Source organism: Streptomyces griseus subsp. griseus (genome assembly GCF_000720255.1).
Classification (GTDB): domain Bacteria; phylum Actinomycetota; class Actinomycetes; order Streptomycetales; family Streptomycetaceae; genus Streptomyces; species Streptomyces griseus_I.
In genome coordinates, this window is sequence record NZ_JOJE01000005.1 from 345,038 (window position 1) to 364,316 (window position 19,279).

General features: G+C 70.8%; 15 protein-coding genes and 2 pseudogenes. 9 read left to right on the plus strand and 8 right to left on the minus strand.

The window, feature by feature from the left end:
• Positions 1 to 71 precede the first annotated feature (71 nt).
• Positions 72 to 638 (plus strand): hypothetical protein, encoded by a 567-nt coding sequence (locus tag IG99_RS51625; RefSeq protein WP_199815474.1) that lies wholly within the window; start codon positions 72 to 74, stop codon positions 636 to 638.
• Positions 635 to 1,774 carry a TniB family NTP-binding protein gene (locus IG99_RS09800; RefSeq protein WP_078947604.1) on the plus strand — a complete coding sequence of 380 codons (1,140 nt, stop codon included), beginning with the start codon at positions 635 to 637 and terminating at the stop codon, positions 1,772 to 1,774. Before IG99_RS51625 ends, IG99_RS09800 begins: the two co-directional genes overlap by 4 nt.
• Positions 1,775 to 1,961: 187 nt before the next feature.
• On the opposite strand, the gene IG99_RS09805 is transcribed toward IG99_RS09800, so the two are convergent.
• Positions 1,962 to 2,945, minus strand: coding sequence for an NADPH:quinone reductase (locus IG99_RS09805; RefSeq protein ID WP_037671926.1), 984 nt, complete (start codon positions 2,943 to 2,945; stop codon positions 1,962 to 1,964).
• Positions 2,946 to 2,965: 20 nt separating this feature from the next.
• Positions 2,966 to 3,544 carry a PadR family transcriptional regulator gene (locus tag IG99_RS09810; RefSeq protein ID WP_037671927.1) on the minus strand — a complete coding sequence of 193 codons (579 nt, stop codon included), beginning with the start codon at positions 3,542 to 3,544 and terminating at the stop codon, positions 2,966 to 2,968.
• Positions 3,545 to 3,670: 126 nt separating this feature from the next.
• Here IG99_RS09810 and IG99_RS09815 point away from each other — a divergent pair, with 126 nt between their 5' ends.
• The gene (locus IG99_RS09815; RefSeq protein ID WP_234311787.1) at positions 3,671 to 4,063 is read left to right on the plus strand and encodes an ester cyclase; all 393 of its coding nucleotides are present in this window, start codon (positions 3,671 to 3,673) and stop codon (positions 4,061 to 4,063) included.
• Between the two features lie 412 nt (positions 4,064 to 4,475).
• Here the strand turns inward: IG99_RS09815 and IG99_RS09820 are convergent.
• Positions 4,476 to 5,075: pseudogene (locus IG99_RS09820) on the minus strand (bifunctional 5,10-methylenetetrahydrofolate dehydrogenase/5,10-methenyltetrahydrofolate cyclohydrolase); the annotation flags it as partial.
• 448 nt (positions 5,076 to 5,523) lie between these two features.
• Here IG99_RS09820 and IG99_RS44100 point away from each other — a divergent pair.
• The 4 genes and pseudogenes from IG99_RS44100 to IG99_RS09835 all read left to right on the plus strand — a co-directional run bounded on the left by IG99_RS44100 (position 5,524) and on the right by IG99_RS09835 (position 8,845).
• Positions 5,524 to 6,324 carry an N-acetylmuramoyl-L-alanine amidase gene (locus IG99_RS44100; protein WP_158973165.1) on the plus strand — a complete coding sequence of 267 codons (801 nt, stop codon included), beginning with the start codon at positions 5,524 to 5,526 and terminating at the stop codon, positions 6,322 to 6,324.
• Between the two features lie 127 nt (positions 6,325 to 6,451).
• Positions 6,452 to 6,532: pseudogene (locus tag IG99_RS51940) on the plus strand (phosphotransferase-like protein); the annotation flags it as partial.
• A gap of 521 nt (positions 6,533 to 7,053) precedes the next feature.
• Entirely contained in the window at positions 7,054 to 7,251 is a 198-nt protein-coding gene (locus IG99_RS45160) for a DUF4236 domain-containing protein (RefSeq protein ID WP_078947605.1), read from the plus strand.
• A 64-nt stretch (positions 7,252 to 7,315) separates the two neighbouring features.
• The gene (locus tag IG99_RS09835; RefSeq protein ID WP_037671931.1) at positions 7,316 to 8,845 is read left to right on the plus strand and encodes a helix-turn-helix domain-containing protein; all 1,530 of its coding nucleotides are present in this window, start codon (positions 7,316 to 7,318) and stop codon (positions 8,843 to 8,845) included.
• Between the two features lie 223 nt (positions 8,846 to 9,068).
• Here the strand turns inward: IG99_RS09835 and IG99_RS09840 are convergent, their stop codons facing one another.
• From IG99_RS09840 to IG99_RS09860, 5 genes are read right to left on the minus strand one after another with little or no spacing between them, the layout of a single operon-like run.
• Positions 9,069 to 10,427: a TIGR02679 family protein gene (locus tag IG99_RS09840; protein WP_324606128.1), complete on the minus strand. Its 1,359-nt coding sequence runs from the start codon at positions 10,425 to 10,427 to the stop codon at positions 9,069 to 9,071.
• The gene (locus IG99_RS09845; protein ID WP_078947629.1) at positions 10,418 to 14,656 is read right to left on the minus strand and encodes a TIGR02680 family protein; all 4,239 of its coding nucleotides are present in this window, start codon (positions 14,654 to 14,656) and stop codon (positions 10,418 to 10,420) included. The genes IG99_RS09840 and IG99_RS09845 overlap by 10 nt, the downstream gene beginning before the upstream one ends.
• An 8-nt stretch (positions 14,657 to 14,664) precedes the next feature.
• Complete coding sequence (locus IG99_RS09850) at positions 14,665 to 15,945, minus strand: TIGR02678 family protein (protein WP_051865094.1); 1,281 nt, start codon at positions 15,943 to 15,945, stop codon at positions 14,665 to 14,667.
• The gene (locus IG99_RS09855; protein WP_078947606.1) at positions 15,942 to 17,546 is read right to left on the minus strand and encodes a TIGR02677 family protein; all 1,605 of its coding nucleotides are present in this window, start codon (positions 17,544 to 17,546) and stop codon (positions 15,942 to 15,944) included. Before IG99_RS09855 ends, IG99_RS09850 begins: the two co-directional genes overlap by 4 nt.
• 31 nt (positions 17,547 to 17,577) lie before the next feature.
• Positions 17,578 to 18,066, minus strand: coding sequence for an ATP-binding protein (locus IG99_RS09860; protein ID WP_078947607.1), 489 nt, complete (start codon positions 18,064 to 18,066; stop codon positions 17,578 to 17,580).
• A 144-nt stretch (positions 18,067 to 18,210) separates the two neighbouring features.
• On the opposite strand from IG99_RS09860, the gene IG99_RS09865 reads away from it, so the two are divergent.
• Entirely contained in the window at positions 18,211 to 19,080 is an 870-nt protein-coding gene (locus tag IG99_RS09865) for a helix-turn-helix domain-containing protein (protein ID WP_078947630.1), read from the plus strand.
• On the plus strand, positions 19,077 to 19,274 hold the full coding sequence (locus IG99_RS09870; RefSeq protein WP_037671938.1) for a DUF397 domain-containing protein: 198 nt from the start codon (positions 19,077 to 19,079) through the stop codon (positions 19,272 to 19,274). The genes IG99_RS09865 and IG99_RS09870 overlap by 4 nt, the downstream gene beginning before the upstream one ends.
• Positions 19,275 to 19,279 lie beyond the last annotated feature (5 nt).

The following is a 19,279-nucleotide window of genomic DNA, read 5'->3' on the forward strand; positions in this document are numbered from 1 at the left end:
TGGACTTCTTCGATGGCGGGCAACGTCGGCGTGTCGCGTTAGGCGCCGGGTGGGATGTCCGGTTCGAGGGTGTGGCACCCGTACGCGGGTTCCGCTGGAACAAGGGCGCCCGCAGTTTCCCGGGCTGGTACTACGCGGTGACCACCAGCGACCATGTGGGCTATGAGTCGTGGCTGGAGCGGGACCGGCTGATCCTGCTGGACTTCGCCCCGGACGTGGTGGGGATCTCCTCCCAGCCGTTCTGGCTCCGCTGGCGCGACGGCGATGGCGAGTGGATCGAAGCCACCTGGAAGCACCTGCGCCACACCCCGGTCCCCTTCGGTGAGCTGGCCTGGGACCATGCCGCCCAGGGCCTGCCTGAGGGCACCGAGGCGGAAATTGCGGAGGCGGCCTCGGCCCTGCTGACTCGCGCACACGCCGGGCCCGGAGGCACGGAGTCGAAGCCGAGGAAGCGCTCCCGCCCGGACAAGCAGGTCGCCGCCCGCACCAAGGCCACCCCGTCCACGGTGATACCTCCGCGGGCCCCGAACACCGCGCTGGATCCCGAACCGCCGCAGCCGGAGGAGGAAGATCCGCTGGCCAAGGTGATCCCGCTGGGCCTGTTCGATCCGCTCACCGACCCCTGGAAGACCCGATGACACAACCGCACGGCCCCCTCGCCCAGTCTGCCGACGACCCGCAGGAGCCGGATCGCCATCTGACGACCCTTGCTGGCTGGCGGGCGTTCGTCGATGACCAGCCCGTCATACCCGGGTTATTGAGCGACGGCGAACGCGATGCGCTCGCTCCCGCGGCCCGGACCCGTTACGACGAGGACCGGCTCGACCACCACACCCGGCTGCTGGTGGTTGCCACCTCGACCGTCCAGCACACGGTCACCTGCGGGCGCCGTCTGGTGCTGCTGAACCGGCACGCGGTCAGTGCCCGCCGCGGGCTGATGATCTCCGGCCCGGCCGGCACGGGCAAGACCACGGCGATCACTCAGCTCGGACGTGCTCACGAGCTCCTCGACCGGGCCCGTCATCCCGGCGTCGGCGATCGCATCCCGGTCGTCCACATCACCGTCCCACCTGCCGCGACAGCCCGGATGGTGGCGGTCGAGTTCGCCCGGTTCCTCGGCCTTCCCAGCCGTCGACGCTGGAACATCACCGACATCTTGGAGTCGGTTTGCGGCGTGCTGACAGACGCCCGGGTGGGACTGGTCCTCGTTGACGAGCTGCACAACATCTCGCTGATGACCCGGTCCGGAGCAGAGGTCGCCGACACGCTGAAGTACTTCTCGGAGCGCATCCCGGCGACGTTCGTCTATGCCGGAATCAACGTCGAACGCGAGGGCCTGTTCGACGGCACCCGGGGACAGCAGATCGCCGGACGCTTCACCCTCGTCCCCACCGCCCCACTGCCCTACAACACCGAGTGGCAGGGCCTGGTCGCCACCCTGGAGAACTCCCTCCGAGAGAAGGCATACCGCCTGCGCAACCCTGAGCGATACCGGCCAGCACCGAAGCCGCCAGTTGAAAACGTGTGTGAAGCATGCAAAAGCACCTTCACTTCACCACTTTCCGAGCGATGGTGCTCGCGAGACTGCCGCCTGGTCATCCGACAGCGAGCAGGCTGCAGACGATGCGGAAACCCCACACCCTCTGATCGGCACGGGCTTCCCCACCCCTGGTGCTCGGATGCCTGTCGATCACGGGGATACCGGCGCCGCCGGAAGCAGAGACTGAAAGCGCTCAAGGAGACGACCGAGTTGAAACCGCTCAACCTTCGATGAGAAAGCTCATGATCGGCTGATCGCTCGCAGCGCAGGTTGATGTCCCTTGTCATCCAATCGAGTCGTTTGAAGCGAACCCAGTCGTTTCGGCTTCTTTGACAGTGAACTCAGTCGTGTGAGGTGAGCGATCCAGTAGCCGTCAATGAGACGGGGGTTGCTGGTGACGGGCCGGTGTTCCGAGTCTGCGCTATTGGGGGAGGGTGACCAGGATGCGGCCGTGGACACCGCCGGTGTCGATGTGATCGTGAGCCTTGGTGATGTCGTCCAGCGGGTAGCGGTCGCGGACGTCGACGGTGAGGGCGCCGACGGCGGCGGCGGAGGTGAGGTCGCGGGCGGCCTGGCGCTTGGCCTCGGCGGGGAAGTCGTCGCTGCCGAGCAGCCGCAGGGTGACGTTGTTGAACAGCAGAGGCCAGAAAGGGATTTCGGTGCGGTCCGCGCGGGTGGCATAGGCGGCGATGACGGCATTGTTGGCGGCGACGGCGTTGTCGAGGTCGGCGTTGTCGGACAGCGCGACCTCGATGATCCGGTCGACGCCCCGCGGGGCGTACGAGCGGATGGCAGCGGCGGGGTCGCCGGTGTCCAGGGCGACGGCGTGGGAGACGACGGCCGGGTCGACGTGGTCGAGGTCCGCGGTTCGGCGGACGGTGGCGATCACGGTGGCGCCGGCCCAGTGGGCGAGCTGGGCGGCCAGGGAGCCGACGCCGCCAAGGACTCCGTGGACCAGGACCAGTTGGCCGTCGACCGGGCCGTCGGTGAAGACGGTGCGGTGGGCGGTGATGCCGGGGATGCCGAGGCTCGCGCCCAGCTCGTCACTGAGGTGGTCGGGCAGGGGTGGGGCTTGGTGGTCGGGTACGACGGTGTACTGGGCGGCGGTGCCGAAGGGGCGGTAGGACTGGGCGCCGTATACCCAGACCCGTTGTCCGACGCGGTGGGCGTCGACTCCGGCGCCCACGGCGTCGATGACTCCGGCGGCGTCGCTGTGCGGGATCACCCGCGGGTAGGGCATGGACGAGCCGAGCCAGCCGCGCCGTTTCTTGGTGTCGCCGGGGTTGACGCCCGAGACGGTGACGCGGACGCGGACCTCGCCGGGGCCGGGGGCGGGATCAGGGAGTTCACCGACGTGCAGGACATCGGCGGCGGGGCCCTGGTCGTCGTACCAGGAAGCAAGCATCGAGGTTCCTCCGGGGGCGGTCAGTTCGCGGGAGCGGCGGGCGCATGTGGATCGCTGTCGGTGCATGCGGTGTCGAATGCGGGCGGCTTCTCCCCGAGGGTCTCGCGCAGCCAGGTCCGTTCGGCGCGGCTGGTGGCGCGGGCGGTGAGCAGCATGCCCCGCCGGTAGGGGTCGGCGATCTCCTCGGCACGCAGGGGCCGCTCGTTGTCGTAGAAGAAGCTCGCCGGTTCTTCCAGGAAGTCCAACCGTCTGCGCAGCACCGCGTGCTGTTCGGCCACGTCGGGCAGGTGGGAGAGGAATGCCAGGACGACGTAGAACCGGGTGAAGTCGGTGATCTCGTGGTCGGCGGGCTCGCGCAGGCGCTGAAGCATTTCGGCCCGCCCGGCCGCGGTCAGGCTGAGCACATACCGGGCTGCTCCTGCGGCCGGGTCGGCGCGCCGCTCGATCAAGCCCGCCTTGGTCAGACGGTTGATCGCCGGATACAGGCTGCCGTCACTGACCGGCCGCGTGTAACCGGTCAGCTGTGAGACGCGGCGACGCAGCTCGTGTCCGGGCAAGAGGGCCTCGGCGAGGAAGCCGAGTATCGCGAGTTCCAGCATGAGTCCATCTTCGCACGCGAACATCGAATCGATGTGAACATCGATTCGATGTTACGCTCGCAGGCACCCGCCCAAACGTCTCCGGAGAGGCACAGCAAGATGCCATCGCAGTCCACCGAGTCAGTAATGAACCGCTTCGTCGAATTCATAAACACGGGCAACGAGGATCTCGCCCACGAGGTCATTTCTCCGGACGCGGTGTTCCACGCGCCAAGCCACCCGGAACCACTGCGGGGGCCCGATGGGTACATGGAAGTCCTCGGGATGATGCGCAGCGCCTTCCCCGACGTCCAGTGGACGCTGGAGGAGACAGTCACCGAAGGCGACACCGTGGCCGCGCGGTTCACCATGCGGGGAACCCACGACGGTGAATTCTTCGGGATCCCGGCGAGCGGCAACAAGATCTCGGTGCAGGCCATGAACTTCTACTACCTGGCCGACGGCCGGATCGTCGGCGAACGCGGCCAGCCCGACCTCCTCGGGGTGATGCAGCAGATCGGTTCCCTACCGGCGCCGTGAACCTCGTAGCGCCGCGTGAGCCTGCTATCGCGCGGAACTACCGCTGCCGGGAGGTACGTCGCCCCGGCAAAGGGGGAAGGCCCACACCGGCCCGCGGGCGGCCGACGCAGGTTCACTGCAAGAGGTTGGCCTTCCACATGACGTTCCTTGCCACCCAACCCAGTCGGCGCAGGCGGCCAGGGGGTCCGGGCCGAAGGAAGCGTCACGCGACTGCGTTGACAGCGAAGTTAGTCCGCGCAGGTCAGCGACTTCGGCCCGACCAACTTCGCTGTCAAAGGACAGTTGAGTGGCCGCTGCGGACGGGCTGTCTGGGGAGACAGTGGGGAAACCGTTGGAGCAGTTGGGCTGAGAGTGTGGCCTTCCGTTCTGAGCAGGAATCTCGCACGGCGTCAGCGAGATGCTCGCGAGGTGGTCACTGGCGCTGCATTCCGAGCTGGTACGCGGCGGCTTCCACGGTCTGCGCGAGCAGGATGGCAATGGTCATCGGCCCGACGCCGCCGGGAACTGGCGTGATCAGGCGAGCTCGGGTGAGGGTGGTGTCGTAGTCCACGTCGCCGACGTTGCCCGGGTTGTAGCCGGCGTCGATCACGACCGCGCCGGGCTTGATGTCCTCACCGCTAATCAGCCGGGGCCGTCCCACGGCGGCTACCACGACGTCCGCTTCCCGAACGATCGCCGACAGGTCGGTCGTGTGGGAGTGGCAGTACGTCACCGTCGCGTCCTTGGCGAGCAGGAGCATCCCGGCCGGTTTGCCGAGAATCGCGCTGCGGCCCACCACGACGGCGTGCTTGCCGGCGAGGTCGACGTCGTACGCTTCCAGCAACCGCATGATCCCGCCCGGCGTGCAGGACACGAAGCCCGGCAGCGCGAAGCTCATCGCGGCGAAGGAATGCATCGTGACCCCGTCGACGTCCTTCTCCGGAGCGATGGCCTCGAACGCCGCTCGCTCGTCGATGTGCGGGCCACAGGGGTGCTGGAGCAGGATGCCGTGCACGTCAGACCCGCCACTCAACCTTCGATGAGAAAGCTCAACCTTCACTGCGAGAGGTCATCGAGGACGTGGCCGCCGTACGCCGTTCGACCAGCCGGCCGCCGGCACCCGAGCGGGCTCGGCGACCGCGCCGTTCGTCACTCCACCGACTCCAGGATGCGGTCGAGCGTCCGGCGTGCCTTTGCGCTCATCGCCGGATCGCTCTCGGCGGTAACCAATTCAGGCGAGGCAGGCCGGTCCGGCACCGCAGTGGTTTCCCGCGTGAGGTTTCCCGCGGGACAGTCGTCTCGCCGGTCGCGCCTCCATCCACCCGAATGCGGTCCGTGTCATCCCCAGGATTCGCGGCCGGGACGTGCACATTCTGAGCTGCACCCGGCTGGACGCTCGAACCGTCATGAACAGAGCCGTCCCGCCCCTTCCCGCTCCGGTGCCGTCCCGGCCGGAGCCTCGGCCATGTCCTGGAGAACCTGTGGCACGCATGCCCGGCGCCGTCTGGCGGCCCGTCGTCAACACCCACAAGAACGGTGTCATCGAACGCCGCGGCCTCGTCCTGCACGTCCAGGACGGCACCAACAGCCCCTTCGGCTACTTCAACAACTCCGCCAACCAGGCCAGCTCCGACTTCTGGGTCAGCACCGTGGGCCGGATCGAGCAGTACGTCGAGACCGGCCGCGACTACGCCTTCGCGCAGCACCTGGGCAATCCGTACTACGCCAGCGTGGAGACCGAGGGCCACCCGAACACCGCGCTCACCACCGCCCAGGTGGAGGGGGTGGCGCACATCTACGCCTGGGGGAACTCCACCTTCGGCTGGCCGCTGCAGGTCGTGGACAGCACGACCGAGCCCGGCCTGACCTGGCACGGAGTGGGCGGCGACGCCTGGGGCGGGCACCCGCACTGCCCCGGTGACAAGCGCAAGGCGCAGCGCGGCCGGATCATCGACCGAGCGAAGGAGATCCTGGCGATGGACATGGACGGCGAGCCCAGCGTCGACCTCGCTCGCCTCGTCACCCTGGACCCCTCCGATCCGGGCGCCGCACAAGACCTCCCGCCCTACCCCGACGGCGTCCGCCTCATCGAGGGCGCGCTGCACGCCGAGGGCCTGCTCGACAACCTCAGCGACGACGGCCACTTCGAGTGCCTCACCGTCACGGCGTACGCGGCGTGGCAGCGCCGCCTCGGCTACGAGGGCGCCGCGGCAGACGGCGTCCCCGACCAGCCATCACTGACCAAGCTCGGCCGACGGCACGGCTTCACGGTCAACGCCTGACCGAGAGCCCGGAGACACCACCGGGTCCGGGGCGGCTGCCTGGGTCACAGGCCCCGCCCGGTCGAGGAGATCAGGGCTTGCCGAAGATCGCTTCGTTCGTAGCGGGCGGTGGTTCTACCGGGGCGCGGTGACGTCTCAGGTGATCGTGTCGAACGGTGGCTCCAGCGCTGGCAAGTCCGGGATCGTCCGCTGCCTCCAGGCTGTCCTGATGCGGGGATCGAATTCGCCGCAGACGGCCCGGTGAGCGGATCGTCATCGACGACGTCTTCCTCGGCGGAGCGGCGTCCCAGCAGGAGTGACTGAAGATCCTTTGACGGACTTTGGCGGCTCTCTTGTCAGGGCAGTCCCACCCCAGGTAAGGGCCGACGAGCAGTCTCCGGACCCGGCGCGCGAGGCGAAGTCGGACTCGGTGCCCGGTGCCCGGCGCCCGGTTCCCGGTGCCCGGTGCCCGGTTCCCGGTGACGGATGATCTCTCTTCATGGACGTCGACCCGGCACTGATCGGCCAGTGGAGCAGCGCCCCCTTCGACGTCGGGGTGATGGAGACCTCGGAGCGCGGCACCGATACCGCGTCGGGCCCGTCGTGCCGCCGTATGCGAGCGGGGCGAGGACGGTGGTCACCTTCGAGGAAGTCGTCCTGTTCGCCCATCAGTTCGCCAAGTGGGGGTAGCCGACACGGGAGGGAACGCACACCGAGTTCTTCGAAAAGGGCTCTTCGAAAGGAGGCACGATGCCCCTCACGTTCCGCAAGAGCTTCCGCATCCTCCCCGGGGTGCGCCTGAACATCAACAAGCGCTCCTGGTCCATCACCACCGGCGGGAGGAACGGGCCGCGCCACACCCACAGCAGCACGGGACGTCGTACGACATCGATGGATCTGCCCGGACCTTTCGGATGGCGTCGCACGCGCACCACCAGGGGCCATTGACACCCCGTCACCCGAATGGACCCCCCAAGAGGCGCCATCTCATATCTGAGATAACCTCAGCCTCATGGCAGACGACTACCTCGTACGCATCGGCAAGCTCATCCGTGACGCCCGACAGCACCGTGGCTGGACTCAGACCCAACTCGCGGAGGCGCTCGGAACCAGCCAGAGTGCCGTCAACCGCATCGAGCGCGGGAATCAGAACATCAGCCTTGAGATGATCGCGCGTATCGGTGAGGCCCTGGACAGCGAGATCGTCTCGCTGGGCTACGCGGGACCGATGCATCTGCGGGTCGTCGGCGGCCGCCGCCTCTCCGGCGCCATCGACGTCAAGACGAGCAAGAACGCCTGCGTGGCCCTGCTGTGCGCCACCCTGCTCAACAGGGGGCGCACAGTGCTGCGCAGGGTCGCCCGCATCGAGGAGGTCTACCGCCTGCTGGAGGTCCTGGGCTCGATCGGCGTGCGCGCCCGCTGGATCAACGACGGCGTCGACCTGGAGATCGTGCCGCCGGCCGAGCTGAACATGGCGGCCATCGACGCGGAGGCCGCCGTCCGCACACGGTCCATCATCATGTTCCTCGGCCCGCTGCTGCACCGCATGGACCGCTTCAAGCTGCCCTATGCCGGCGGCTGCGACCTCGGCACCCGGACCATCGAGCCGCACATGATCGCGCTGCGCCGGTTCGGCCTGGAGGTGGCCGCCACCGAGGGCCAGTACCACGCCACCGTGAACCGTGCCGTGCAGCCGGACCGCCCGATCGTGCTGACCGAGCGCGGCGACACGGTGACCGAGAACGCGCTGCTCGCCGCCGCCCGGCACGACGGGGTGACCGTCATCCGCAACGCCTCCTCCAACTACATGGTCCAGGACCTGTGCTTCTTCCTGGAGGCGCTCGGCGTCCGGGTCGAGGGCATCGGCACCACCACCCTCACCGTGCACGGCGTGCCGGAGATCGACGCCGACGTGGACTACTCCCCCTCCGAGGACCCGGTCGAGGCGATGAGCCTGGTGGCCGCGGCCGTCGTGACGGAGTCGGAGCTGACCGTGCGCCGGGTGCCGATCGAGTTCCTGGAGATCGAGCTCGCGGTCCTCGAGGAGATGGGGCTCGACCACGACCGCACACCCGAGTACTTCGCCGACAACGGCCGCACCCGGCTGGTGGACCTCACGGTGCGCCCCTCCAAGCTGGAGGCGCCCATCGACAAGATCCACCCCATGCCGTTCCCCGGCCTCAACATCGACAACGTCCCGTTCTTCGCGGCGATCGCGGCGACCGCACAGGGCAAGACCCTCATTCACGACTGGGTCTACGACAACCGCGCGATCTACCTGACCGACCTCAACCGCCTCGGCGGGCGCCTGCAACTCCTCGACCCGCACCGGGTGCTGGTCGAGGGCCCGACCCGCTGGCGCGCCGCCGAGATGATGTGCCCGCCCGCCCTGCGGCCCGCCGTGGTCGTCCTGCTGGCGATGATGGCCGCCGAGGGCACGTCCGTCCTGCGCAACGTCTACGTCATCAACCGCGGCTACGAGGACCTCGCGGAGCGGCTCAACACGATCGGGGCGCAGATCGAGATCTTCCGGGACATCTGAGAGTTCTACGGAAAAGGCGCCGCCACACCCCTACTGACCTGCATAAACGTGCGGTGAGACGGGAGGTGGCGGCGCCTGTGGGACTTGACGGGATTTCGGCCGGGACCAAAGACCTCCCGTCACCGCGCGATTCCCCATCGTACGTCCCCGGAACTTTCCGAGGTGACAGAGCTCTGACTCGGTACCCGTCCGATTCTGCGCCCGCTGCGCTTTCACATGCGCATCAGCGGGACCCCGGTTCAAGGTCTGTGAGCAGGTCGTCCAACACCGTTTCCTCCTCGACCCGGACACCACACTCGGTGAGAGCGATGGCCAGGGCCGGGTCCCAGGGAGTCGCGGCAGGCTGGCCCGTCAATTCCGGGGCTTCGGCCACGGCGGTCACCGCTGCTCGGTAATCGACGGCCGTGTAACGCCATGGCCGCCAAGGAACGCTTCGTGCCAGTGCTGCGGCGATGCGCACACCGCCCCAGTCGAAATCGCCGTGGTAGAGAAGGTGGGCTCCCCGCATCGACAGGTCGCGCAGCAAGGTGAGCGCGGCGGCCGACGGTTGCCCCTGAACGCACACCATGGGAGGGCACACCGGGCCGAGGGTATTGGCGGCGCCGGACAGTACGGCCGGGTTTTCGCAGATGTAGACGTTGCCGGCCATCGGAACGGAGGCAACCGGTGCACGACCGGTGAGGGAGCGGAGCGTCAGCACCGCCGGCTCCCCCGCGTCGGCCATCCAGTCGAGGGCCGGCGTACCGCGCAGGTTGAGGGTGAGCACGGTCGATGACAGGTCGTCCTTGAGCAGTCCCACCGAGGCCCACGCCTCCCGCCGCCACCGCGCACCGGAGCCGTCGGGGAAGCCGGTGAGGCAACGGATTCCGGAGAGAACGAGAGTGGCGAGCGGCGTCCCCTCGTCCAGGGCATGGGCGCCCGAAAGGTTCCGTGCCGCGAACGTCGCCCGCGAGGTCGGCGGTGACGCGGGCAGCGCACGCAACGCACGCACGGCACTCTCCACCAGAGGGCCCGCAGCCTCCGGTGTACGAGCGAGGCGCCGTACGAGGCCGTCACCGCGGATCCGCTCGGCCCAGCGGGCCAGCTCCCCGTCGAGGATGCCGAGCGGGGCGTACGCCTCCTCCCAGGCCCGTTCCTCCCTGTTCCGTGTCTCGGCGTGGAGTACTACTGGGCCGGTGAGGGCGACGACGGCCGCCGCCAGTCCGTCGGGGCTGATGCCGGAGCGCCGCAGGATCTCGTCCACGGTGGCGAGGCGAATGCTCAGGGAGCCGCTGGATCGTGGTGCCCGTCCCAGCAGGCGTTCGGCGGCGCGTCGTTGGAATTCATCGGGATCGGGCAAGGTGACGGAGCCGGTGAGCGGCCGGCCGCGTGCCATACGCTGCCGCACGCGGTCCACGAACCAGACAAGGCCGGGATCGCCGAGCAGGCGTCCGAGGCGCTCGGTATCGACGTCGGTCCGGGCTTCTGCCGGTGGCGGCACGGCCGGTACCGCGTCCACGGTGGCGGCAGGCGGTGTCGTGCGTCCGGCCGCCGTGCAGCCGCCGTCGTGGTCAGGCGGGGTCGCCGAAGGGGTCACCTCCACAGGGCCCCCTGTCCGCCGGAGCTGTCGACGACGGCGGTCCGCCCTGGCTCACCGGAAGGACTCACCGGTCCGTCGGCCCCCTCTCCGGAGTCGCCGGCGCCGACGGCCGCCGCGAACGCGTTCGCCCGGGCACCGGGCTGCGTGCCGCGCCGCCGTTCGCTGCCGTCCCATTCCCACCGGGTCACCAGTACGGCGTCGATGTCGTCGACGCGGGAGAGCTGGGCGATGGCGATGCCCGGCACCTGGGGGTAGCAGGCCCATTCGCGTTCGCTGGTCATGACGACGTCGAGGTCGAAGGCGCGCAGCAGACCGAGGCACTTGGCACGCGAATCGTCGTCGACGCCGGCGAACGCCTCGTCCAAGGTGACCAGGCGCGGGGCGTGCGCGCCGTCCGCGCTCGCGTAGTGCGAAGACGCGGCGGCGAACAGGGGCACGGACGCGGCCAGTACCCGCTCCCCGCCCGAGGCGGGACCGGTGGCCGGTACCCACTTGCCGTGCTGGTGGCGTTCGACGCCGAACTCGTGCCAGGACCGGTAGTCGAGGGCGGCGGTGAGGTCCTCCAGCCAGCTGCCGGCGCTGTCGTCGGCCTGCCGGTGGGCGATCTGCTCCTGGAGGAACGCGCCGACCGCGGCCCGGTCCTCGGGCGACCATGCGTCGGCGGACTGGCGCAGCCGTTCGCGGGCCTGGGCCAGTCCCTGCGGGGCCCGGCGGGACGCCCTCCACACCAGCCGCAGCTTCATGCCCGTGGAGGTCGGGCGCTCCTCCAGCTCCCTGTTCATGGCGGCCACCTGCCGTTCGGCGGCCCCGATCAGTTCCTGGAGGGTCCCGGCGACCTCGGTGATGAGATGGGTCTGGAGGATCTCGCGTTCGCGTGCGGACAGGATGCGGGTCAGTTCCGCGACCTCCACGGTCAGTGCCTCGGCGAGTTCAGGCACGGCCCGTTCCCGGCCCTGGTAGACGATGTCCACCCGCATACCGTCCTCGCTCGGGCGGGCGGTGGCGGTGTGGCCGTGCCGCGACAGCGCGTCCTGGAGCCTGCCGAACTCCTCACTCAGCCGTTTCTGTACACGCTCCCAGGCCGCGTCGGTGTCGTCGATGGAGGAGAGCCGTGACTCCACGGCCCGCGCGAGGGCGACGGCGGGGGTCGCCGCCCACCTCCCCGCGCCGTCGTCCGGTACGTCGATGTCGGGCAGCGCGACGGCGAGCAGTCCCGTCGCGGCGAACCGCTGGAGCGCCGCGACGGCTTCCTCCCGCGCGGCGGTCGCCTCGGTGACGTCCTCGGCGAGCCGCTCGATGCGTCCCTCGGCGCGGCTGGCCCGCCGGTCGGCGTCACCGTGCGCCGCCCGGGCCTGCCCCTGCTCGTGCTCGCAGACCCGGGCCGCCTCGGCCGTCTCCTCCAGTTGCCTCTGCAACTCGGCGACGGCGGCTCCGACGGTGGAGCGGAGCGTCGTGAGGTGTTCGTCCGCCGCCGCGGCCACCCGAGCCGCCTCCGCAGCGCGCTCCGCGAGTGCGGACACGAGGAGGTCGGCCCGCTGGGTCTCCTCTTGTTCGCTGGTCACCGCGCGCTCGGCCTCCGCGCGTTCGCGCAGTGCGGGCCACAGGGCCGCCAGGAGGGCGGTGTGGTCGGCGAGCGCCTGGAGCACGGCGCCCAGTGCCGTGTGGTCGGCGGGGAGGTTCAGGGCCGCCGCGGTGTCGGCGAGTTCGGCCGCCGCACGCTCGGCGCGCTCCGCGGCCGGAGCCAGTTCCGCGGCCCGTTCGTCCCGCCGGGCGCGGGCGCGACGGACCGCCTCGGCCGCGGCGGTGACGCGTGCGTGGGCGTGCCGCAGGTCGTCGTCCCCGGGCAGTGCGGCGAGTTCGGCGTCGAGCGTGGCACGGCGCCCGGCCACGGCCCGGGACTCCTCGGCCAGTCGTTCCCACTCCGCCGTCAGGTTGTCGATCTCGGCGCACAGCTCCCCGATGCGGACGCGGCGTGCCTGTTCCCGCGCGCCTTCCCCCACGTACTGGGCGCTGTCCTTGGCCCAGCTCCCGGTGAGCGCCCCGACGCGGAAGCGCCCGTCCGCGCAGACCCAGGTGTCGTGGCCACCGGCCTCCCAGGAGGCCTCGCCCGGCCCGTCATCGCCGACCGCGGCCAGCCCGATCGAGGCGAGCAGACGCGCGACCGTCTCCTCCCCCACGGCTGCGGCCCCCACGGCTGCGGGGTCGACCGCCGGGCACAGCGCGCGGTCGAGGCCGGTCCCGCCCAGCAGTCCGACCGGATCGAGCAGTACGTCATGGCCGTCCGCCGCGACCGCGGAGCCGTCCGGCCGCACCCACGCGTCAAGGAGCCCCGACGCCTCCAGCGCGGCTTCCAGTCCCGCGCGGTCGGCCCCGGTGACGTGCGGGCGGAAGTCGACCAGCCGCCACAGCGGAGCGCCGGGGCCACGGTCCCGCACGCCGGGTGTGCGCGTGGGGGGAGCCGCAGGGCCGCGCTGCCGACCCGTTTCGAGGGCGGTCAGTTCCTCCACCGCCAGCCGCTGCCGCTCCGCCGTCGCCGCCTCACGCTGGGCCAGTCCGGCCGCCCGGTCGGCCAGGCGGGAGGCGGCGGCGCGATGCGCCTCGCTCGCCGCCGTACGGGCCGGCATCGCGCCGTCCAGAGAGCTCGCCCAGTCCTGTACGGCGTCCAGGACCCCGGGCAGCCCGGGCACCCGCAGCTCCACGCACACGGAAAGACGCTCCCGCACGGCCGTGACCAGCGCCCGCCCCTCCCGGGCGACGTCCTCCTCCGCCTCGGTCAGCCGCTCCTCGGCGTGCACGGCCTCCTCGTCGGCCTCGTCGGCGCGCAGCCGGGCGGCCCGGTGCCGTTCCGCGGCCTGCTCGGCCCGCGTGACGAGCTCCGCCACGTGCTCGACGGCGCGCCGCCTGCTCGCGTTCGCGTCGTCCGCCTCCCGGCGCAGAACCGTGTCGGGGGCTCCCTCCGTCCTGGGGACGTCGAGCCGGGCGGCCGCGGCGCTCTCGACCACCCGGTCCCGAATGCTGTCCAGCGCCTCCCGGGCGGCGGTGAGCCGGTTGTCCGCGGTGGCGAGCCGGCCCAGGGCCCGGGTGTGCGCCTCGGCCGCCGTACGCCGGTCCGCCTCGGCCCGCTTCAGCTCCGCGGCCGTGCGGGAGGCGTCCTCCGCCGCCCGGTCGAGCGCACGGGCATCACGCATCTCGGGACGGGACCGAAGCGTGGCTTCCTGTGCGGCCAGCCGCGCGGCCCGCTCGTCCAGGGCGGCCCCCCTCTCCCTGGCCTCCTCGCGGTCCACCAGGGCGCGGTCCCGGTCCGCCTGTGCCCTGGCGAGTTCCCGTTGCAGGTTCTCGTACCGGGCGTGTTCGCGGCGCGGCAGGCGGGCGCGGCGCCTGGAGGCGAGGCGGGCGTAGCGCCGGTAGTGGTCGAGGAACGCCGACGACGCCTGTTCGGCCTCGCGGGCCGCCCGCAGTTCCTCCTTCTCCTCGTCCAGCGACCGGAAGGCCTCCGCCGCGTCGGCGACGACTGCCTGGTCCATCGGAGGCAGAGCCTCCGTGAGCGCCCGGGACAGGGCGGCCTCGCTGGGGCGCTTGGACAGCTGGGGCTGGCGCAGCTGGATCAGGAGGTCGACGAGAGCGCCGTAGCGCCGCTCCCCGAGCCCGAAGAGGGCTTCGTCGACCGCCCTGCGGTAGGCCTTCGCCGTGTCGTACACCATGCCGTGGCCGCCGACGGCCTCGGCGAGCCGGTCCCGGGACAGTGCCGTCCCGGTCGCGTCCAGCAGGTCGAGGCCGGCGCCGACCCGCTGGCCGGTGACCGCGAACCAGTGGCGGGCGATGCCCCGGCCGGCGACCGCCTTGAGTCCGCACAGCAGCGTGCGGAAGTGCGCCTCGCCCGTGCTGGCGTCGAGTCGTCCGAACTCGATCCAGGTGTATCCGAGCCGCTCGGGATGCGGGTGCGCGCCGCCCAGGAGGAGGTTCCACTCCATGCGCTTGCCGGGGTCGCCGTCTGGTTCGACGCGACGGGCGGAGAGGTCGCCGTCCAGGAGGAACGGCAGGGTGAGGGCGAGCACCTTCGACTTGCCGGTGCCGTTGTTGCCGCGCAGCAGCAACCGGCCGTCGCGGAACCAGAACTCCTCGACGTCGTAGTGGAAGAGATCGACGAGTCCGATGCGCAGGGGCCGCCACCGGCCGGGCGCGGGAGCGGGCAGCGTGGGGCCGGGCGACTCGGGTCCGGGGAGCGCGGTCACGGGGCGGTTCACCTTTCGTCCTGCACGGGCTGCACGGGTTGCGTGGGCTGCCCGGGTTGCAGGGGTTGCTCGGTCGTGGCGGACCGGCGGGCCCGTCCGGGTTCCCTGACGACGGGTTCGCCGACCGCGTACCGCGCAAGGGCCGGCCGCGGTACGACGCCTCGTGCGGTGCGCTCGACGAGTCCCAGCGCCACCAGCTTGCTCAGCGCCTGCTCGACGAGTTCGGGCTCCGCTCCCGGTTCCCTCGCCGACTTGGACCAGAACCCGCCGTGTTCCACCGCAAGTTCACGTACGCGGGCCGCCAGTTCCGCCGGTTCCACGGGCCCGGCCGCCCGGACCAGGTATCCCGCCAGCAGGAGCGTGATGTGACCGTGGGTGCCCTGTTCCGGCATGCGCACGTCCGTGAGGTCGTCCATCGGGTCGACCATGGCGATGCCCTCGGCCCGGACCTCCGGGACGAGTCCCGTCAGCTCGTTGATGCGGGCGGTGATGAAGCCGCGCTGCCGGGTGAGGTAGGCCAGTTCGTCGTCGGTCAGGTCGTCGTAGTACAGCACCGGGTCGTCCAAGAGGATGCGGGTCAGTTTCCAGCGGACGGCCCGGAACCTGAGCTCGTCGCTGTCGAGCACGGTCCACGCGGTCATCTCCACCAGGCGCTCCTCGAAGCCCTCGGCCTCGACCATGGAGGGACCCCGCAGCGACGCGGGCATCCCGGCCAGCACGCGCCGCCGCACGTCGTACAGGACGTCGCCCGATCCGCTGACGTAGGCGTCCTCGTCGCCGGCCACCCGCCGCAGCACCCCGAGCCGCAGCAGCAGGCGGACGACGGCCGCGAGGTCGAGGCGCTCGTCGCGCCGCTCCAGGGTGAACGTGATCCCCGCGGCGACGAGTTCGGGATCCGCGGCGGCCACGACGACCTGCTCGGCGAGGCGGCCGAGCGCCACCTGCGACTCACCCCGTTCCAGCGCGGCCAGGGCCAGGCAGAGCAGGACGTAGCGGCGGCGGGTGAAGGGCAGTGCGCTGCGGGCGGCCTCGCGCGCCGGGTGCGTGGCGTCGGTGAGGATGCCCGGCGTCTTGCGCAGCCGTGCGGCGTCGGCGTCCGTGCGCAGCGTCCAGCCGACGTTGCGTTCGAACCACTCCCGCAGCTCGGCGCTGTGCCGGCGCACCAGCTTGAACTCGTCGGCGTACGGTCCGTCGGCGGTGAGCAGCGGCTCCTTCAGCAGGGCGCGTGCGGCCTTCTGGAGGTCGGCCTGCCGCTGGCCGTCGAGGACCTCGGCGAGGGGGCCGCTCATCGGTCCTCCGTGAGCTGGGGAGCGGTGTCCCGTCGCGGGGCGGGGAGGGGAACCAGTGCCGGCGCGGCGCGGTCGTCGTGCCCCGCCGTGAGGTCGACGATGTCGATCAGGTGGTCGGGACCGCTGAACACACCATCGGGAGTGCGCACTTCGGCTGTCGATCCGTCGTTGAGGGCGGTCAGCCGGATCTCCATCGAACCGTCCCCGCTGGTGGCGACGGTGGTGATGGTGCCCGGCCGCCAGGTGGCGAGCGCGTCGCCGAGCAGCCGCAGGAATAGCTGGAAGGCATGCGGGTCGAGTCCGCCGAGCCGGGACAGCCGCACCGGTCCGTCCGTCACGAGGCAGTCCCGGGCCCGCCTGGTCTCCTCCGTCTGCCGGGCGGCGATCTCGGCGAGCCGACGCTTGGCCTCGCCCCGGTCGGCCACCCGGCGCGGCTTGCCCCGCCGTTCGTAGCTGCCGGTGCGGCGCAACTGGGGGCTGATCCTCAGCGGTCGCGCCTCGCTCCACGGGGTGGAGGCCGGCTCCGGGGTGGCCGTCCGTTCGGCGAGGGTGTCGGCGTCGACGGTGAGGTGCCGGGAGGAGTGCAGCCCGAAGGCCACCCGCCACAGCCGGTGCCGCGCCTCGTCGTCCGGCGCCTGGGCGAACCACCGCGCCAGGGTGCGGAAGTCGGCTGAGCGGTCCGAGCGTCCGGCCCGCCGCTCGTTGAGCTGCCGTACGACGGCCAGGAGCTGCGGGATTGCGCCGAGTGCCCGCCCGCGCAACAGTCTGGCCTGCGACTCCCGCCCCTCCCCCGACACGAACCACTCGGCGAGCCCGGACCACCGGGCGGCCCACCGCTCGTACGCCACCGCCTCCGCCCGCCCGGCGTCCTCGGGAGCGGCGTCGGCGGCCTCACGAGCGGCGGCGAGCCGCAGCAGCGGACCGACCCGCTCCTGCTCCTCCAGTTCCCCGATCAGCAGGGCGATGCGCCCGCCGAGCGTGATGAGGTCCTGGATGAAGCGCTCCAGGTACTGGATCAGCCGGTCCTTGTAGGCGAGGAACGCCTCGACCTCGATGTCGTGCAGGTCGATGGTGCGCTGGAGCGAGCCCATGAAGGCGCGGGCGTTGTCGGCGAGGTCGGTGAACCGCGCCGTCAGCACGGACAGGGCGACGTACGTCTTGGCCGCGTCGGGCTCGTCCTCCGCGGCGATCACCAGCAGCGCCCGCAGCTGCGTGACGATGTCGTGCAGCGCGACCGCCTGGAGTTCGCCGCGCCGTCCCAGCACTTCGTCATACGTCCCCAGCGCCGCCTCGGCCGCCTCACCGGCCCGGGTGAGCTGGTAGATGAACCGCCTGCGGTAGAAGTCCTCGACCGCCGTCACCCGCGCGTGGTCCGGATCGGCCCGAAGGTTGCCCCACTCCACGAGCTTGTCCAGCGCCTGCGTCACCGCTTCGAGGTCGGCGGGCCGACTCCCCACGTCCAGGACTGCGTACACGTCCTCCGGCCGCAGATGCACCGCGAACCGCTCCTTGGCGCCGAGGAAGGCCCGCATGACCTGGCGGTAGAGGGGGGCGTTGGGGGCGGTGAGGTGGGCGAACGGAGAGTAGTCGCTGGAGGTCATCTCCGCACATTCTTCCACCCCGGTCACGGGCTCACGTGGGAGTTGCGAACACGCACTCCGCCCAGACGGTCTTGCCCGGGCCTCCGGGCCGGGGGTGCCAGCCCCAGCGGGTGGCGAGCGCCGCGACGAGCAGCAGTCCTCGGCCGCCGGTGTCTTCGGAGCCCGGGGCGGACAGCGCTTCCGGGTCGGGCGGCGTGCGTTCGGTACGCGTGTCGGTGACCTCGATCCGGATCGCACGGGCGAGCGCGAGGACGGACAGGAGCAGGTGGAAGTCCCGGCCTGCGACATGGCCGTGCCGTACGGCGTTGGCCGTCAGCTCGCCGAGGACCAGCACGATGCCATCGTGCGGGCCGGTGCCGTACGGGATGCCCCAGGTGTCCAGCCGGTGCGCGGCCAGCCGGCGGGCGAGGCGGGCGCCCCGTGGGGTGGAGGTGAAACGCATCTCGAAGGTGTGGCTCAAGTCAGCGCTGGGACACATGGATTGTGAGGCGCTGATGGGTCTGGGGAGTTTGCTCGTCATGCCGACAACGGTGTCCGTGGTCGCGTAGCGTGACCAGCGGTGACGCACCGACGCGGCCGGTTGTACGCGCCGTGGCGATACGAGTACGAGGTGCGCGGCGTGACGAGGCCGCCGGGACGGCGTTGAGCCATGGAGGCGGTAGCGATGACCGAGGGTACGGGCGAGGGGGCCAAGACCGTGGTGGCAGACGACGCGGGACAGGCGACGGCGGACACGTCCGGCCAGGCCGTGGTCATCGCGTTCGGGCAGACGTTGAAGACGCTGCGGGTGCGGGCGGGCCTGGAGCGCGAGGAGTTCGGAAGGCGGATCGGATACTCGGCGTCCACGGTCGCCTCGTACGAGCAGGGACGGCGGATCCCGTCACCCAGGACCATCGAGCGGGCGGACGAGGTTCTGGACGCGGGCGGGTTGCTGACGGTGTGGAAGGAGCAGGTGGAGCGGGCTCAGTATCCGGTGTTCTTCCAGGGGATGGCGACCCTTGAGAAGGAGGCATTGGAGCTGCTTGCGTACGACAGCCACGTTCTCAACGGTCTGCTGCAGACCGAGGAGTACACGAGGGCGGTACTCGACATGCGGCGCCCGGTCCTGGACCAGGAGACCGTCGAGCAGCGCGTGGCGGCCCGGCTAGCCCGGCAGGACGTCTTCAGCCGCTGGCCCGCGCCGCTACTGAGCTTCGTACTCGAAGAAGCGGCACTGCGGCACCCTTGGGGAGGCAAGGCCGTGCATCGGGGTCAGTTGGAACATCTGCTCCTGATCGGCGAAAAGCAGAACGTCGAGCTGCAAGTCATGCCAACAGATCGCGAGTACAACGCTGGCGTAGACGGCGCGTTCACGGTGATCACACGCAAGGACGGAATGAGGTTCGTCTACACCGAAGTTCAAGGAACCAGCGCCCTTCAAACCGAGCCGGAGCAGACGACTCTCGCCGCCGCCCGCTATGGGATCATCCGATCGCAGGCTCTCCCATCGCGAGAGTCGCTCGACTTCGTGGAAAGGTTGCTGAGATCGCTATGAACAGCTCTGAGTCCTCAGCCGTAGCCTCCGGCCTCGCTTGGTTCAAGAGCAGCTACAGCGGAGCCGAGGGCGGCCAGTGCGTCGAGGTCGCGGCCGGTACGGGAGTTGTACACGTCCGGGACTCCAAGGCCGTGACCGGACCCGTCATCCATGTGTCGCCTGATGCGTGGGCGGAGTTCGTCAAGGAGGCCTGACGGTC

Coding starts and splice junctions, on each gene's coding strand:
- IG99_RS09800 (WP_078947604.1), top strand. CDS start 635: ATGACACAACCGCACGGCCCCCTCGCCCAGTCTGCCGACGACCCGCAG.
- IG99_RS09805 (WP_037671926.1), bottom strand. CDS start 2,945: ATGCTTGCTTCCTGGTACGACGACCAGGGCCCCGCCGCCGATGTCCTG.
- IG99_RS09810 (WP_037671927.1), bottom strand. CDS start 3,544: ATGCTGGAACTCGCGATACTCGGCTTCCTCGCCGAGGCCCTCTTGCCC.
- IG99_RS09815 (WP_234311787.1), top strand. CDS start 3,671: ATGAACCGCTTCGTCGAATTCATAAACACGGGCAACGAGGATCTCGCC.
- IG99_RS45160 (WP_078947605.1), top strand. CDS start 7,054: ATGCCCCTCACGTTCCGCAAGAGCTTCCGCATCCTCCCCGGGGTGCGC.
- IG99_RS09835 (WP_037671931.1), top strand. CDS start 7,316: ATGGCAGACGACTACCTCGTACGCATCGGCAAGCTCATCCGTGACGCC.
- IG99_RS09850 (WP_051865094.1), bottom strand. CDS start 15,945: ATGAGCGGCCCCCTCGCCGAGGTCCTCGACGGCCAGCGGCAGGCCGAC.
- IG99_RS09855 (WP_078947606.1), bottom strand. CDS start 17,546: ATGACCTCCAGCGACTACTCTCCGTTCGCCCACCTCACCGCCCCCAAC.
- IG99_RS09860 (WP_078947607.1), bottom strand. CDS start 18,066: ATGACGAGCAAACTCCCCAGACCCATCAGCGCCTCACAATCCATGTGT.
- IG99_RS09865 (WP_078947630.1), top strand. CDS start 18,211: ATGACCGAGGGTACGGGCGAGGGGGCCAAGACCGTGGTGGCAGACGAC.
- IG99_RS09870 (WP_037671938.1), top strand. CDS start 19,077: ATGAACAGCTCTGAGTCCTCAGCCGTAGCCTCCGGCCTCGCTTGGTTC.